This window comes from Aquibacillus kalidii (assembly GCF_014280935.1).
GTDB lineage: Bacteria > Bacillota > Bacilli > Bacillales > Amphibacillaceae > Aquibacillus_D > Aquibacillus_D kalidii.
Map to the genome: position 1 here is coordinate 1 of NZ_JACLZI010000009.1, position 15,215 is coordinate 15,215.

General features: G+C 36.7%; 12 protein-coding genes and 1 other annotated feature. Of the genes, 8 read left to right on the forward strand and 4 right to left on the reverse strand.

Translation table 11 applies throughout. The features are described 5' to 3' along the window. The 3 genes from H7K77_RS01025 to asnB all read left to right on the forward strand — a co-directional run. The coding region (locus tag H7K77_RS01025; protein WP_222599153.1) for a thiol-disulfide oxidoreductase DCC family protein at positions 1 to 544 on the forward strand (544 nt) is incomplete at its 5' end. Between the two features lie 352 nt (positions 545 to 896). Further along, positions 897 to 2,096 carry a methionine adenosyltransferase gene (gene metK / locus H7K77_RS01030; protein ID WP_186575859.1) on the forward strand — a complete coding sequence of 400 codons (1,200 nt, stop codon included), beginning with the start codon at positions 897 to 899 and terminating at the stop codon, positions 2,094 to 2,096. Between the two features lie 212 nt (positions 2,097 to 2,308). Next, a complete protein-coding gene (asnB, locus tag H7K77_RS01035; RefSeq protein WP_186575860.1) occupies positions 2,309 to 4,210 on the forward strand; it encodes an asparagine synthase (glutamine-hydrolyzing) in 1,902 nt (633 codons plus the stop codon). On the opposite strand, the gene H7K77_RS01040 is transcribed toward asnB, so the two are convergent. Both H7K77_RS01040 and H7K77_RS01045 read right to left on the reverse strand, forming a co-directional pair. Continuing rightward, entirely contained in the window at positions 4,200 to 5,084 is an 885-nt protein-coding gene (locus H7K77_RS01040; RefSeq protein ID WP_235988792.1) for a C39 family peptidase, read from the reverse strand. The genes asnB and H7K77_RS01040 overlap by 11 nt on opposite strands. Positions 5,085 to 5,610: 526 nt before the next feature. After that, entirely contained in the window at positions 5,611 to 6,129 is a 519-nt protein-coding gene (locus H7K77_RS01045) for a gamma carbonic anhydrase (protein WP_186575861.1), read from the reverse strand. 130 nt (positions 6,130 to 6,259) lie between these two features. Between H7K77_RS01045 and H7K77_RS01050 the strand changes: the two genes are divergently transcribed. Then, a complete protein-coding gene (locus tag H7K77_RS01050) occupies positions 6,260 to 7,300 on the forward strand; it encodes a tetraprenyl-beta-curcumene synthase family protein (RefSeq protein WP_186575868.1) in 1,041 nt (346 codons plus the stop codon). 30 nt (positions 7,301 to 7,330) lie between these two features. Here the strand turns inward: H7K77_RS01050 and H7K77_RS01055 are convergent, their stop codons facing one another. Beyond that, positions 7,331 to 7,897, reverse strand: a complete 567-nt coding sequence (locus H7K77_RS01055; RefSeq protein WP_186575862.1) for a tRNA (mnm(5)s(2)U34)-methyltransferase — start codon at positions 7,895 to 7,897, stop codon at positions 7,331 to 7,333. After that, entirely contained in the window at positions 7,891 to 8,850 is a 960-nt protein-coding gene (locus tag H7K77_RS01060) for a TIGR01212 family radical SAM protein (RefSeq protein WP_186575863.1), read from the reverse strand. The genes H7K77_RS01055 and H7K77_RS01060 overlap by 7 nt, the downstream gene beginning before the upstream one ends. A 137-nt stretch (positions 8,851 to 8,987) precedes the next feature. Between H7K77_RS01060 and H7K77_RS01065 the strand changes: the two genes are divergently transcribed. The 4 genes from H7K77_RS01065 to leuS all read left to right on the forward strand — a co-directional run bounded on the left by H7K77_RS01065 (position 8,988) and on the right by leuS (position 14,836). Then, the gene (locus H7K77_RS01065; RefSeq protein ID WP_186575864.1) at positions 8,988 to 9,269 is read left to right on the forward strand and encodes a DUF2524 family protein; all 282 of its coding nucleotides are present in this window, start codon (positions 8,988 to 8,990) and stop codon (positions 9,267 to 9,269) included. A gap of 151 nt (positions 9,270 to 9,420) precedes the next feature. Then, positions 9,421 to 10,377, forward strand: coding sequence for a BMP family ABC transporter substrate-binding protein (locus H7K77_RS01070; RefSeq protein WP_186575869.1), 957 nt, complete (start codon positions 9,421 to 9,423; stop codon positions 10,375 to 10,377). A 9-nt stretch (positions 10,378 to 10,386) separates the two neighbouring features. Further along, positions 10,387 to 12,036 (forward strand): methyl-accepting chemotaxis protein, encoded by a 1,650-nt coding sequence (locus H7K77_RS01075; RefSeq protein WP_186575865.1) that lies wholly within the window; start codon positions 10,387 to 10,389, stop codon positions 12,034 to 12,036. A 94-nt stretch (positions 12,037 to 12,130) separates the two neighbouring features. After that, positions 12,131 to 12,346 (forward strand) — a binding site (T-box leader). A 72-nt stretch (positions 12,347 to 12,418) separates the two neighbouring features. Next, complete coding sequence (gene leuS, locus H7K77_RS01080) at positions 12,419 to 14,836, forward strand: leucine--tRNA ligase (protein WP_186575866.1); 2,418 nt, start codon at positions 12,419 to 12,421, stop codon at positions 14,834 to 14,836. Positions 14,837 to 15,215: the final 379 nt, after the last annotated feature.

The following is a 15,215-nucleotide window of genomic DNA, read 5'->3' on the forward strand; positions in this document are numbered from 1 at the left end:
GGCTGAGGCGTTGCCCACGGAAAGCAACTGCCCGGAGCGGAAATCAACGTTGCACTCATCCTTTCCAGCTAAATATTTACACTATGTCGCATTTTATCTCTACTATCTAATAAAAAGTAACAAAGTTTACGTAAAGATCATTTCAGAGGTGGTGAATGTAATGGGGAAACCCGTTATCTTATATGACCAATATTGTTATCTATGTCAGCAAACTAAACGAATAATTACGGCTCTAGATTGGCTGAATCGTCTTAAATGGGAATCATTACAGAAATATAGTAAAGATCACACTGTTACGGAACAGGAAAAGAAAATGATGGAAGGCGAAATCCATATAAAAAGGGAAAATAAAGAAGACCTAAAGGGATTTTATGCAGTAAGGTTTATTTTATTAAGGTGTCCATTGACTACAATTATTGGGGCACTGAGTTATGTACCTAAAGCGGAGATAATAGGGGTGCCAATTTATCGGTGGATAGCTAGAAATCGCTATCGCCTGTTTAAAGATAAGTGTGAAAATGGTAGCTGTCAAATTCCTAGATAGTTTTCGTTTAATTGACATTATTCACACGTTTCGATACGATAAACTTCGAGCGGAAACTCTAAAACCAGAGTAAAGGGCCAATTTTAACATAAAAATAACCTTAATTGGAAATCCAACGTTTGTTGGATAACTTTACATATAAAAGTAAAAAAAGATGTGACAGGTAATTAGCAATTAAAATTCGCATCATAACGTCATGACTCATAATTGAAACATCAATAGTAAACACTGAATACATAGTAATCAGTAAGTTGAAAAAGAATTTTAAACTTCTAAGAAAATTTCTTAATAAACTAACATACTGGGAAAAGAGCAGTTCCGTATTATAGAAATATGAAGGAGGATTTAGCAGATGACTGCAAATCGTCGATTATTTACATCAGAATCTGTAACAGAAGGACATCCGGATAAAATCAGTGATCAGATCTCTGATGCCATATTAGATGAAATATTAAAAAAAGATCCTAATGCACGTGTGGCGTGTGAAACAACAGTTACAACAGGTCTTGTATTAGTGGCAGGGGAAATCACGACGTCCACTTATGTTGATATTCCAAGTATCGTTCGTAAAACGATCAAAGGTATTGGGTACACACGGGCGAAGTATGGTTTCGATGCTGAAACTTGCGCCGTATTAACCGCAATTGATGAACAGTCGCCAGATATTGCTGGAGGTGTTAACCAAGCTTTAGAAGCAAGAGAAGGAACAATGACTGACGATGAGATAGAAGCAATTGGTGCCGGTGACCAAGGGCTAATGTTTGGCTATGCAAATAATGAAACACCAGAATTAATGCCATTGCCAATTTCTTTAGCTCACAAATTGTCTAAGCGACTTGCCGATGTGCGGAAAGACAGTACGTTAGACTATTTACGTCCTGATGGCAAAACTCAGGTAACGGTAGAATATGATGAAAATGATAAACCAGTACGAATTGATACGATTGTAATTTCTACGCAGCACCACCCAGAAGTAGAATTAAAACAAATTCAGGAGGATCTAAAAGAACATGTGATCAAGCCCATTGTTCCTGAAGATTTGTTAGATCAAGAGACTAAATACTTTATCAATCCAACTGGACGATTCGTAATTGGAGGTCCACAAGGTGATGCTGGTTTAACTGGTAGAAAAATCATTGTAGACACTTATGGTGGATATGCAAGACATGGTGGGGGAGCATTTAGTGGAAAGGATGCAACGAAAGTAGACCGTTCTGCTGCATATGCCGCTCGTTATGTAGCAAAGAACATTGTTGCAGCAGGATTAGCTGATTCATGTGAGGTTCAATTGGCCTATGCAATCGGTGTAGCTGAACCTGTATCTATCTCCATAAATAACTTTGGAACAGGAAAAGTTTCTGAAGCAGAATTAGTACAAGCTATCCGGGCGCTGTTTGACTTAAGACCTGCTGGCATAATTAAAATGCTTGATTTAAGACGTCCAATTTATAAAGATACAGCTGCCTATGGGCATTTCGGCAGAACAGACGTTACGTTTCCTTGGGAGCAAACAGACAAAGTGGAAAGCCTAAAAAATTATCTTAATAAGTAATAAATAGAGAAGTGAGAAAGAAGAATCAAGCTATATTTTGCTTGGTTCTTTTCCTTTACAAACATCTGGTTTAAAAGGTGAAACAAAAGTATTTAATCGGACGTCTAAATAGCAAAGAATGATAAAACAATAAAGGATTTATTACTTATTTAGCTTCGATTTAATTTATGATATACTCATTATCATGTGATAAAGAAAGAGAGGCAAGAGCCATGTGTGGTTTTATTGGAATGATTAGAAATCATCCGGAAACTCCTGATCAAAAGAAACAAGGTTTATTCCAAAGTAGGAATAATTTGATTCAACATAGAGGGCCAGATGATGAAGGTTTTTTTCATGATTTATATATTTCGTTTGGCTTTAGACGTTTAAGTATTATTGATATAGAAAGTGGTCATCAGCCTTTTACTTATAATGACGAACGTTATTGGATGGTCTTCAATGGGGAAGTCTATAACTATGTGGAATTAAGAGATCAATTAATAAAAAAAGGCTATACATTCACTACAGAGTCTGACACAGAAGTAATTATTGCTATGTTTACTGAATATGGCACAGATGCATTTAAAGAGCTTAGAGGAATGTTCGCTATCCTAATTTGGGATAAAAACGAGGAAGTACTATATGGATTGCGAGATCCATTTGGTATTAAACCATTATTCTATAGAGAAACAGAACAAGGAACGTATTTTGGCTCAGAAAAGAAAAGTTTAACTTTTGATGAGACAGAACAAGTTAATACTAAAGCACTACAACAATATTTAAGCTTTCAATTTGCACCAGAGCCGTTAACTATGACAGAAGGAATTTATAAAGTGGAACCTGGTCATTACTTCGTTAAAAAGCCAGGGGAAGCAATTGAATTTACTCGTTATTGGCATGCAACATTTAACCCGGTATTAATGGATAAACAAGCTTGGATTAAACGAATTCAAGATGTTATGTATGATTCAGTTAATGTTCATATGCGTAGTGATGTTCCAGTAGGTTCTTTCCTATCTGGAGGCATTGATTCATCGTTGATCGTTGCAATTGCGAAAGAATTCAATCCCAATTTAAAAACTTTTTCTGTAGGATTTGAGCGAGATGGATACTCTGAGGTTGATGTAGCGAAAGAAACAGCAGATAAGCTAGGTGTAGAAAATATCTCCTATATGATTACACCACAAGAATATGTAGAAAAACTGCCTAAAATCATGTGGCATATGGATGACCCTTTAGCAGACCCAGCTTGTGTTCCGTTATACTTTGTAGCAAGAGAAGCGAATAAACATGTAACGGTTGTACTGTCAGGTGAAGGTTCAGATGAGCTCTTTGGTGGCTATAACATCTATCGCGAACCAGAATCGTTAAAAATGTTCCAATCTATTCCAACACCAGCGAAAGGACTGCTATCACGCGTTGCTGCTGTCCTACCGGAAGGTGTTAGAGGAAAGAGCTTTTTAGAACGTGGAACAACTCCGTTAAAGGATCGTTATATTGGTAACGCAAAAATGTTTGAGGATGTTGAAAAACGTGAATTATTAAAAGCGTATCATCCGAATTTGACTTATCAACAAATTACAGAGCCTTTATACAATAATGTAAAGCACGATCATCCTGTGAATCAAATGCAGTATATTGATATTCATACGTGGATGCGTGGTGATATTTTACTGAAGGCAGATAGAATGACAATGGCACATTCATTGGAATTACGTGTACCATTCTTGGATAAAGAAGTATTCCGTGTTGCTAATGAGATTCCAGTGGATTTAAAAATAGCAAATGGAACAACGAAAGCGATATTAAGAGAAGCTGCTAGAGGTATTGTTCCAGATCACGTATTAGATCGTAAAAAATTAGGTTTCCCAGTACCAATGCGCCATTGGTTGAAAGAAGAGCTTTATGACTGGGCAACAACCTTAATAAGAGAAAGTGAAACAGACCATCTCCTTCATAAGGATTACGTGGCAAACTTGTTAGAAGCGCACCGCCAAGGTAAAGGTGACTATAGTAGAAAAATATGGACAGTGTTGATGTTCATGCTGTGGCATCAAATTTTTGTGGAGAGAAAATTTTCGTTTGAAGAGTTAAGGGAAGAAGATAAAACAAAAAGCAAGCTTACGGTTTAACAACCGTAATAGCTTGCTGTCCCATTTGCACCCATGCTTCTTGGAAGTCCTTTATGGGTGCTTTTCTTATGTCTTTTTTGATAGGATCATTAAAATAAATGTAGTCTTTATCGAAGCCCGTAACTAAAACGGAATGCTCCTTCTTTGTAACTTTAATCGGACCATCCGCCGTTTGCCAAGTGGAGAACTGTTCCTCTGGCAATTTTTTATACGTTGTATTAGTAATAACCCAGACTGGACGATCTTGGTTTAGGTGCATAAGGATTTGATAAAAGGATTCTCCGCTAAAATCTAAAACATCGTCACCTACATACTGTTTAGCCAGTTCAGCAATTGGCTTATGGTACACTCCTAAACCAGGTTTTGTGAAGGAATACATATCACCGACAAATCCCCTCGATGGATTTCCGAAATATATACCATCCTCAGTCCGCTTGTACTTTGTTGGATCTTTTGTAACTTCTTTAGCCAATTCCATCTTATCAACGTCAATATTATAATATTGTAACAGCATAGCTAAGCTAGTTACTTCACAACCACGAGGTAATTCAGGGTATTGTCCGATTAGTGGTGCATCTAATCGGACAGATTCTCGCATTTGGATTTGTTCAACGAGTGGAAATACTGGTTCCAAGGCTGGAGAAGGGAGTTCTTCTGCCAAAGCGTAGCTCTCAGTACTGTGGGACTTGAACCAATTATAAATTTCATTTTTGTGCGTATTCATTAGGAACAGCGCAACCACCACACTTGATAGTCCAAATAGAAATGCATATATAAGCATGACGTATCGATATATGTGTTTAGGTGCCTTTGATTGAAAGACAAGCAATATGATAGCCATTGTTAGACAAAGGCCAAATATATAAAACAACATGGTGGCACCTCCTACTCCTAGAATAACGCATTGAACGATAAATCATAAGGTGTGAAATATTCCTTCAATGTAGATCATTGGAAAACTTTTAATTGTGTATTTGAGATAAAATCACTAGTAACCTTTGGATGTGTGTTTGAACTCGTTTCGGCAGAATACTCCGCTTTCCGTGGGCACGGCCTCAGCTTCCTCAGAGCAAAGAACGCTCTTCCGGGATCTTCGGACTCGTGCTGTTCCCAGTGGAGTCTCCGTATTCTGCCTACACTTATGATAGATTTCTTACTCTAAGAACAGTAATTACTAATTATCATATGATTCCTAATTCCAAAGCAAGTATCAACTATTATATTGTTACTTTTTGCTATGATTACCTATCGCAGAAAAATGGATTTAATTACGCATTAATAATACTGAAATTATATGCTCTGAGTGTAGTGAATTTCCGCAGCGGCAACTAATTTCGTACTGCAGAGTCTATGGAAATTGTGTCAAAAGTAACTGTATCATGAAAAGTGCTTTATAATATTTAATTTTCTGGTTTTATTGTTTTGTAATACTGTCCTTTTTCGATATAGGATTGCTTTATTCTTTCCATCTCTTCAATATCTTTATCGGTTAATTCTCGAACAACTTTAGCTGGTCTGCCAAATGCGAGCGTTCTTGGTGGAATTTTCTTTCCGGGCGGTACAAGACTGCCAGCACCTAAAAAGGCCTGTTCTCCAATTTCAGCTCCATCGAGAACAATCGAGCCCATACCAACTAAAGCTTTTTTTCTAATAATCGCGGAATGGAGCGTAACTTGATGACCAATAGTTACATCGTCTTCAATGATTAATGGCATATTAGGGCTTTGATGTAATAAAGATAAATCTTGGACGTTACTTCTTTTACCGATGACTACAGGAGCTACGTCCCCTCTAATCACTGTTTTAAACCATATACTTGCATCTTCTTCAATCGTAACATCGCCAGTAATCACTACATCATCAGCAATATAGGCATTAGGGTCAATAATTGGTTTTTTACCTTTATATTCGTATATCATTTGAAACTCCTTTCAAAATATGGTGATATAGTAAATAATACCATATACTAATTATGTTAGAGTTAACAGCACGAACAGAAATGAGGGGAACAGATTGGGCTATACGATACCAAAGACAGCGCCATTTTTGATGAGCTCTGTTTATCGAAAAATATTTCCGCAAGTGAAAAGAGAATTGAGTTATTGGAAAGGACGAGCTGAGTCAATTCCTAATGAAGAGTTTAGAAAACAAGCTTTGGCCAGCATAGAAGCCAAAAAGTTTCACTGTCAAGGTGGAGGCGTCTATAGCATTTTGGCTGGTGATAGTTGGCAGAAGGCAATAACCTTTATCGTTGCATATCAAACTATAAGTGACTATTTAGACAATTTATGTGATCGTAGCACGTCGCTTGATCCTACAGACTTTAGAATGTTACACCAGTCTATGGAGGATGCATTAACACCGGGAAAAGACATTCAGCCATACTATAAGTACCGTGATGAACAAAATGACGGAGGTTACTTGGCTGACTTGGTGAGAACGTGTCAAAATTGTATTCGTGATTTACCGGGTTATCACCATATAAAACCGTATCTCCTACAATTAGAATCCTTATATGGGGATTTACAAGTACATAAACATGTAAAAAAAGAGGAAAGAATTCCTAGGCTTGAGAAATGGTTTAGTGAATTTCAAGAGAGGTGGCCAACATTAAGTTGGTATGAATTTTCTGCATCAAGTGGTTCTACACTAGGTATCTTTTGCTTGGTTTCATATGCTATGGGGCTCACGATGACTGAATCTTTGGCAAAAAGTATCTATAATAGTTATTTTCCTTATATGCAAGGATTACATATCTTATTGGACTACTACATCGATCAAGAAGAAGATTTACTAGAAGGAGATTTGAACTTTTGTAATTATTATGAGGATATTTCTCATTTGAAGAACAGGCTATTATACTTTATTAAGGAAACAAATCGAAGTATTCAATTACTTCCACACAAACATTTCCATGAAATGGTTCACCACGGTTTAGTTGGACTTTATTTAGCAGACCCTAAGGTGAAGTCATTAAACAGTGGGAAAGAAGTAACAAGGACATTAATTCAAGGGAGCGGCCCTAAATCTAAATTTTTTCATTTAAATGTTCGTGTTTATAATAAGCTTAAAAGAAAAGGAGTCCTCTAATAATGGAGAACTCCTTTTCAATAAGTAATGCTACTTTTTTTCGATAGCTAAAATAAATGGTGGACTGTTTTTCTGGTTAATAAATCCGTATTGTAAAACATTAAATTGGCGTTGTTCTAATTTACTTAAGTGATTAAATAGTGCATCTCTCTCGGTGTCTCCGCCTGGATGTCCATGATAGACTACCAGTACAATTAGCCCGCCTTTTTTTAAATAGGCAACTAATGTATCAATTGCTTGAATAGTTGTGGTAGGAGTAGTAATAACTGACTTATCACTTCCAGGAAGGTAGCCGAGATTGAAAATGGCCCCACCAATTGATTCCACTTTATATTTCTTAAAGTAATGCTCTACATGCTCATGCCCATCATGGATAACATGAGCATTCTTTACTTCTTCTTGCTCGAGGAGAGCTTTTGTATTTGCAATTGCGTCAGCTTGTATATCAAAGCCTACTACATGTCCAGTTTGACCAACTAATTTACCTAAGAATAAAGTATCTTTTCCATTTCCACATGTTCCATCTACTACTGTTTCTCCAGGATTAACTGTCGTTTCCATTAGTTCATGTGCGTAGGAAATGACTCGCTTTAACATCGTATCTGTTCCTTTACGTTATAATATTTGCCCTGCCAGCTATTCCGTTTTTCAAGTTCTTGGTCGATTGCATTTAGAACGTCCCATTTATTTAAACTCCACATAGGGCCTATTAATAAGTCTGGAGGACCATCACCTGTAATTCGGTGAATGATCACTTCCTTTGGTAGTAGTTCTAATTGATCGACGACAAGGTTTATATACTCATCTTTTGAAAGAAATTGAACTAATCCTTTTTCGTATTGTTTAACCATTGCTGTCCCTTTTAATAAGTGGAGTAAATGGATCTTAATTCCTTGTACATCCATTTTGGATACAGCTTTAGCTGTATCCATCATCATATTGTAATCTTCTCCAGGTAGTCCGTTAATAATATGGGAACAGATTCTAATACCATGTTTTCTTAGTTTTTGAACACCTTCTAAGTAACAGTTCAAGTCATGTGCGCGGTTAATTAAGTCAGAAGTTTGTTGGTGGACAGTCTGTAAACCTAGCTCAACCCATAGATATGTTCTCTGATTGAGCTCAGCTAAATAATCCACTACATCATCTGGTAAGCAGTCAGGTCGTGTTGCAATTGAAATTCCTACGACACCTTCCTGATTTAAAACAGATTCAAATTTATCTCTTAATTCTTCTACTGGTGCATGTGTATTAGTGTAAGCTTGGAAATAGGCCATATATTTCCCGTCTTTCCACTTTTGGTGCATCTTTTGCTTGATCTGTTTAAATTGTGTTACTAAATCGTCTACCCGATCACCAGCAAAATCGCCACTACCAGACGCAGAACAGAAGGTACAACCACCATGTGCAACTGTACCATCCCTATTAGGGCAATCAAATCCACCATCTAAGGCAACTTTAAAAACTTTATGTCCAAATGTGTTTTTTAAATGATAATTCCAAGAATGATATCTTTTTTGATCAAAGGAATAAGGGAATGGATTATTCATGAGAAGACTCCTTGTATTTAAAATTATGAATTAATTGTAGCATGATAAGGTTGTGATAGAAAGACAATGAGCGGTCTAACATCTTCCATGAATTAAGTGAAACATATTAGAACATCTTATAAATGAGGTGATCACAAATGGCTACTAGAGAATCAGTTGATAATCTAATTCAAAGAGCAAATCAGTGCATTACTGAGGCCGAACAGCAATTATCGATTACAAATAGAAATGGGAATGAAGTCGATAGTGCCTACTCAGAAGTACAACGAAAGCTTGGGGATATAGAGGCAGAAATTCAACAAATGAAAAACAGTGCCAGTCATGAACAACGCGACCAACTTCATCGTACGCACATGGCTGTAAGTAACTACATGAATGATATGATTCTAGATCATATACAAATAAATGATGTAGAATAAATTTAGTTAATCCTCACCATCACTGGTGGGGATTTTTAATATTCGGCAAATTTCTGACTATTTCGACTTATTTAATAACGTTAAAAATAACAATCATTATGCCGATAGGTAGTTTAAGTACTATCTTACAAGGGAGAGTTATTATATGAGCATCAAGAAGATTGTTCTATTTATTTTGTTTGCAGTAGCCTTAAGTGGTTGTTCACAAGCAGAGTCAAAAAGTGTCATCGACGATAAGGTGAAGATTGGAATCATGCTATCAGACGTTGGTTTAGGTGACCAATCCTTTAGTGACCTTGCTTTTGAAGGACTAATCCATGCTCGAGACGATTTAGGTATTGTTTTTGATTATCGAGAGTTGGGGGATTCAGAAACATATGAGCAAGGGTTGAAGGAATTAATCGAACAGGATAATGACGTAATTATCGGTTTAGGATATATGGTTCAGACTGATCTTGAAAAAGTAGCGAAAGAGTATCCGGATCAACAATTTGTCTTGATCGATTCGACATCTAGCTTGGAAAATGTAACTTCTGTAAACTTTAAGGCTGGTCAAGGAAGCTATCTAGCAGGCGTAGTTGCCGCATTGACAACTAAATCGAATACACTCGGATTTATTGGTGGGGAAGATGTCCCGATAATAAACGATTTCGCCAATGGTTATATAGATGGTGCAAAATCAGTAAACCCGGATATTAAAATTTTATCGCAATATGCTAATAACTATGGCGATGATAAACTTGGTGGAGAAATAGCAAAGTCAATGATAAATGATGGTGCAGATGTTTTATTTGCTGCAGCAGGGTTTACGGGTGTTGGTGTTTTAAAGGAAGCACAGCACAACGGAGTTTATGCAATTGGTGTTGATACAGATCAATATTTTTATGCTGAAAAAGCAGTTATCACTTCTGTTATGAAAAATATAGATGTTGCTATATTTAACATTGCAGAACAATTAGTTAATAATGGAAAGATTCAATCAGGAAATATGGATTTTGGAATAGACAATAAAGGTGTTGGACTTGCACCTTTGCGCGTTCACCAGTATCCACCAACGATCCATGAACAGCTAGAAAAAGCTAAAGAAATGTTAGTGACGAAGGAATAGGGGGATACTATGTCAATTAAGAAAAAATTATTAGCGAATACGATAAGTATCGTAGTATTGGCTAGTGCTATTATTGCATTTATTATTTTTAATATGTTAAGTATTCAATCCTCTAGCCAGGATCAAGTTAGTTTACTACTTAATATCGAAAAGTTTCAATCAGAATTACATTCAGCTCAGCAAAGTTTAAGTAATTATTCCTTATCAGGTGCTGACTCATTAAAAAATGAAACAACAAACTCAATCAAACAAGCAGATCAGTTATTAAGTCAGGTACAAAAAGAAGTATCCTATAAAGAAAGCAAGCACTACTTAAATAACATAACGACTAAGTATGAGGACTGGAAAGAAGCAACTGCAAAAGCGTTAGATACAAGAGACTTAGCAGAAGCAAAAAGACAATCTGTTCGTATTAACGGATTTATCAATGACGTATTCATGCTTAACATGATCGAGAACAATCAGTATGAAGTGGTTCAAGATAACCTCAAGCAGCGTGTTCATAATATAATTATCTCTTCCGTAATAGGTGTGTTGATTCTTATTGTTCTGGCGTTAGTTGTTTCAAACCGAATAACAAGCCCGATCACAAAATCATTAAAGCAATTGGCAACACAAGCAGAAGAAGTAGCAGCAGGTAATTTACTAGTAAACAAAATTGCCTATAACAAGAATGATGAATTAGGTTCTTTAAATAATTCATTTACCGAGATGGTTAGTCAGTTACGAGGATTATTACTATCGATTGGTAGTGTAAGTAAAGAAGTAGAAAACTTTGCTGTAACAATTGAAGATGAGAATAAGCAATTAACAGAAATAAACCAACAGGTAGCTGTTTCAACGGATGAATTAGCAGCAGGCTCCCAAACTATCTCAGAAGATTTGCAAGATGCAGTAGTATTAATCGAGCAAATGGATAAAGAAATTGGTGGGAACGTACAAGCGACTAAGCAATCTGTTTCCTATGGAAGTGAGGCGATTGACGCAGTTAAATTAGGGCAACAAGCTATTGAGAAACAGCGTTTATTAATTCAAGAGAATACAGAAACAACTAAGCTAATCGATAAATCCACGAAAACGTTTATTGAATATACAAATAAGATTGAAGTTATGGCCAATTCCGTTGCAAATATTGCTAACCAGACTAACCTTTTAGCACTTAATGCAGCGATAGAAGCAGCACGAGCGGGAGAGGCAGGCAAAGGATTCGCAGTAGTGGCAGATGAAGTAAGGAAACTTGCAGAAGAAACGTCAGATGCTACTAGCCAAATATTCGAGATGGTGTCTTCCATACAAAATGGTATTAATGAGGTGACAACTGCAGTAGAACGTGGTGTTACAATTGTGGAAGAGGAACAAAAGTCAATGACTACGACCACTGAATCATTCGAGAATATTGACGAAAAGGTGTCTGCTATAAGTAGTGAGTTAGAACGATTACTTAATGGGATGGAAAGTTCTAAGCAACTAGGATCAAATGTATTAGAAAATGTAGAAAGTATCAGTGCTGTAGTAGAAGAGTCAGCAGCTGGTAATGAAGAGATTTCAGCTTCAGTAGACGGTCAATTGAAGGCTGTAAACACAATGTCACAAAAGGTAACTGAATTACGTAAACTAACAGATGAATTAAATGCTTCAATTACGAAGTTTGAAGTATAAGAAATAAATCAGCCTGTAATGGTGATATTGTGCGCGACGTGGCAAGCCTTGACAAAGAGAGGCTCTTTATTTACAATACGAATACAATAACTATCGATCGACTATGAGAAGGAATAGTAATAAAGATTTAGGTTCAAGAGAGACAGCGGTAGGTGGAAGCTGTTCCTAAACTTTATGAACTCGCCTTTGATGTTGCAGATGTGAACTTGTTAAGTAGCTTCTGCCGTATTCCGCGTTAAGGAATCAAGCGGGTGCAAATTATTTTGCGCTAATGTTGGGTGGTACCGCGGGAATAGCTCTCGTCCCATTTTGGGATTAGGGCTATTTTTCATACAATTAGAACTAATGTTCTGTTATTATTCACTATAAGGAGGCGTAATAGATGTCATTTAATCACAATAATATTGAAGCGAAGTGGCGGAAGTATTGGTTAGAAAATAAGACGTTTAAAGCAAATACAGAAACAAATAAGGAAAAGTTTTATGTTTTAGATATGTTCCCATATCCATCTGGTGCTGGATTACACGTAGGACACCCTGAAGGATATACGGCTACAGATATTCTGTCTAGAATGAAGCGTATGCAAGGGTACGAAGTGTTACATCCGATGGGATGGGATGCATTCGGTCTTCCTGCTGAACAATATGCGTTAGATACAGGGAATGATCCTGCAGAATTCACTAAGCATAATATTGAGACGTTCAAGCGTCAAATTCAAGAACTTGGTTTTTCTTATGATTGGGATCGTGAAATTAATACAACTGATCCAAACTATTATAAGTGGACACAGTGGATCTTTTTAAAACTATATGAAAAAGGGTTGGCTTATGTTGACGAAGTAGCTGTAAACTGGTGTCCTGCATTAGGAACTGTATTGGCAAATGAAGAAGTAATTGACGGAAAAAGTGAGCGTGGTGGGCACCCGGTAATTAGAAAGCCTATGAAACAGTGGATGTTAAAGATTACAGCATACGCAGATCGCTTACTAGAAGATCTTGAGGAACTTGATTGGCCTGAAAGTATTAAAGATATGCAGCGCAATTGGATTGGTCGATCTGAAGGTGCAGAAGTAAACTTTGGAATTGAAGGATATGAAGATACGTTTACAGTGTTCACTACAAGACCAGATACACTATTTGGAGCAACCTATGCCGTTTTGGCTCCCGAACACCCATTAGTAAATAAAATCGTTACTTCTAGTCAAAAAGAAGTAGTATCAAAATATATAGATGAAGTAAATACAAAAAGTGACCTAGAGCGTACAGATTTAGCAAAGGATAAAACAGGTGTATTTACTGGAGCATACGCTGTTAATCCGATAAACAACCAGAAGCTACCAATCTGGGTTGCTGATTATGTATTAATGAGTTATGGATCAGGTGCTATAATGGCTGTTCCAGCTCATGATGAGCGTGACTATGAATTTGCGAAGAAATTTGAACTTGACATTATCCCTGTTGTAGAAGGTGGAGACGTTGAAAAAGAAGCCTATACAGAAGACGGGAAACACATAAACTCTGGTTTTTTGGATGGACTGAATAAAGAGGAAGCAATTGAAAAAGCAATAGAATGGCTAGTTGAAAATGGCAGTGGAGAGAAGAAAGTAACGTATCGCTTAAGAGATTGGTTATTCAGTCGTCAACGATATTGGGGAGAACCAATTCCTGTTATTCATTGGGAGGATGGTACAACTTCGGGTGTAAATGAAAGTGAGCTTCCGCTTGTACTACCGAAAACTACCGAGATTAAACCATCAGGCACTGGAGAGTCTCCGTTAGCAAATATTGAAGACTGGGTTAACGTTATTGATCCTGTCACGGGTAAAAAAGGACGCAGAGAAACGAATACAATGCCACAATGGGCAGGAAGCTGTTGGTATTTCTTACGTTTTATTGATCCTGATAATACAGAGAAACTAGCTGATTATGATCATTTGAAAAAATGGTTACCAGTTGATGTTTATATCGGTGGTGCTGAGCACGCGGTGCTACATCTACTATATGCTCGTTTTTGGCATAAATTCCTATATGATATAGGGGTTGTACCTACGAAAGAACCGTTCCAAAAATTGTTTAACCAGGGTATGATACTTGGAGAAAATAATGAAAAGATGAGTAAATCTAAAGGCAACGTCGTTAATCCAGATGAAATTGTAGAAAGTCACGGAGCGGATACTTTAAGACTTTATGAAATGTTCATGGGTCCATTAGATGCTTCAATTGCATGGTCTACAAATGGTCTCGATGGTGCGCGTAGATTCTTAGATAGAGTTTGGCGTTTATTTGTTAACGATGAAGGTACGTTAACTTCCAAAGTTGTTGATAGTGTAACTAATGATGAGTTAGAAAAGGTATATCACGAGACAATCAAAAAGGTTACCGAGAACTTTGAGGATCTTCGTTTTAATACTGGAATTTCACAAATGATGGTGTTTATTAATGAGGCATATAAAGTAGAAGAGATGTCCAAGGATTATGTAGAAGGGTTTATAAAAGTACTCTCCCCTGTTGCTCCGCACCTTGCCGAAGAATTATGGGAAAAACTAGGCTTTGATGAATCAATTGCTTATCAAGCATGGCCGGCTTATGATGAAGCTAAGCTAGTAGAAAATGAAGTGGAAATTGTGATTCAGGTCATGGGAAAAGTAAGGGCTAAAATGATGGTAGATAAAAATGCAACCAAAGAAGACTTGGAAAAGCAAGCACTTGAAAATGATGATATAAAAGAAAGATTAGAAGGTAAGACCATTCGTAAGGTAATTGCTGTTCCTGGTAAGCTAGTAAATATTGTAGCTAATTAAAAAGGAAGATCCTTTCAGTTAACTGAAAGGATCTTTTCTCTTTATTTAGAAGATTAACAAGTTAGTAAAAAGAAGTATAACTTACTATTGAGTATGTGGTATAAACTACCAGTGATGAGTATTAGGTATTCTGTTGACTTATAACATTTATCAGTGTAATATGTATATTACTGTCACGTCATTGCAAGCTAGCAAAGACGAAATTTGATAGCCAGTAATTGGAATTGACATAAATCGTCAACGATGTTAATATTTAATTACTGTCGCATATGACAGTTAAATAGTTGATCTTTGAAAACTGAACAAAACAATCAGTATGTCAAGTAAGACAAGCTAGTCAAGTTTTAGAGCAAGCAAACACTTTATGGAGAGTTTGATC

Bases quoted from the DNA above. Each gene is read 5' to 3' on its own strand.
- metK (WP_186575859.1), top strand. From the start codon at position 897: ATGACTGCAAATCGTCGATTATTTACATCAGAATCTGTAACAGAAGGA.
- asnB (WP_186575860.1), top strand. From the start codon at position 2,309: ATGTGTGGTTTTATTGGAATGATTAGAAATCATCCGGAAACTCCTGAT.
- H7K77_RS01040 (WP_235988792.1), bottom strand. From the start codon at position 5,084: ATGTTGTTTTATATATTTGGCCTTTGTCTAACAATGGCTATCATATTG.
- H7K77_RS01045 (WP_186575861.1), bottom strand. From the start codon at position 6,129: ATGATATACGAATATAAAGGTAAAAAACCAATTATTGACCCTAATGCC.
- H7K77_RS01050 (WP_186575868.1), top strand. From the start codon at position 6,260: ATGAGCTCTGTTTATCGAAAAATATTTCCGCAAGTGAAAAGAGAATTG.
- H7K77_RS01055 (WP_186575862.1), bottom strand. From the start codon at position 7,897: ATGTTAAAGCGAGTCATTTCCTACGCACATGAACTAATGGAAACGACA.
- H7K77_RS01060 (WP_186575863.1), bottom strand. From the start codon at position 8,850: ATGAATAATCCATTCCCTTATTCCTTTGATCAAAAAAGATATCATTCT.
- H7K77_RS01065 (WP_186575864.1), top strand. From the start codon at position 8,988: ATGGCTACTAGAGAATCAGTTGATAATCTAATTCAAAGAGCAAATCAG.
- H7K77_RS01075 (WP_186575865.1), top strand. From the start codon at position 10,387: ATGTCAATTAAGAAAAAATTATTAGCGAATACGATAAGTATCGTAGTA.
- leuS (WP_186575866.1), top strand. From the start codon at position 12,419: ATGTCATTTAATCACAATAATATTGAAGCGAAGTGGCGGAAGTATTGG.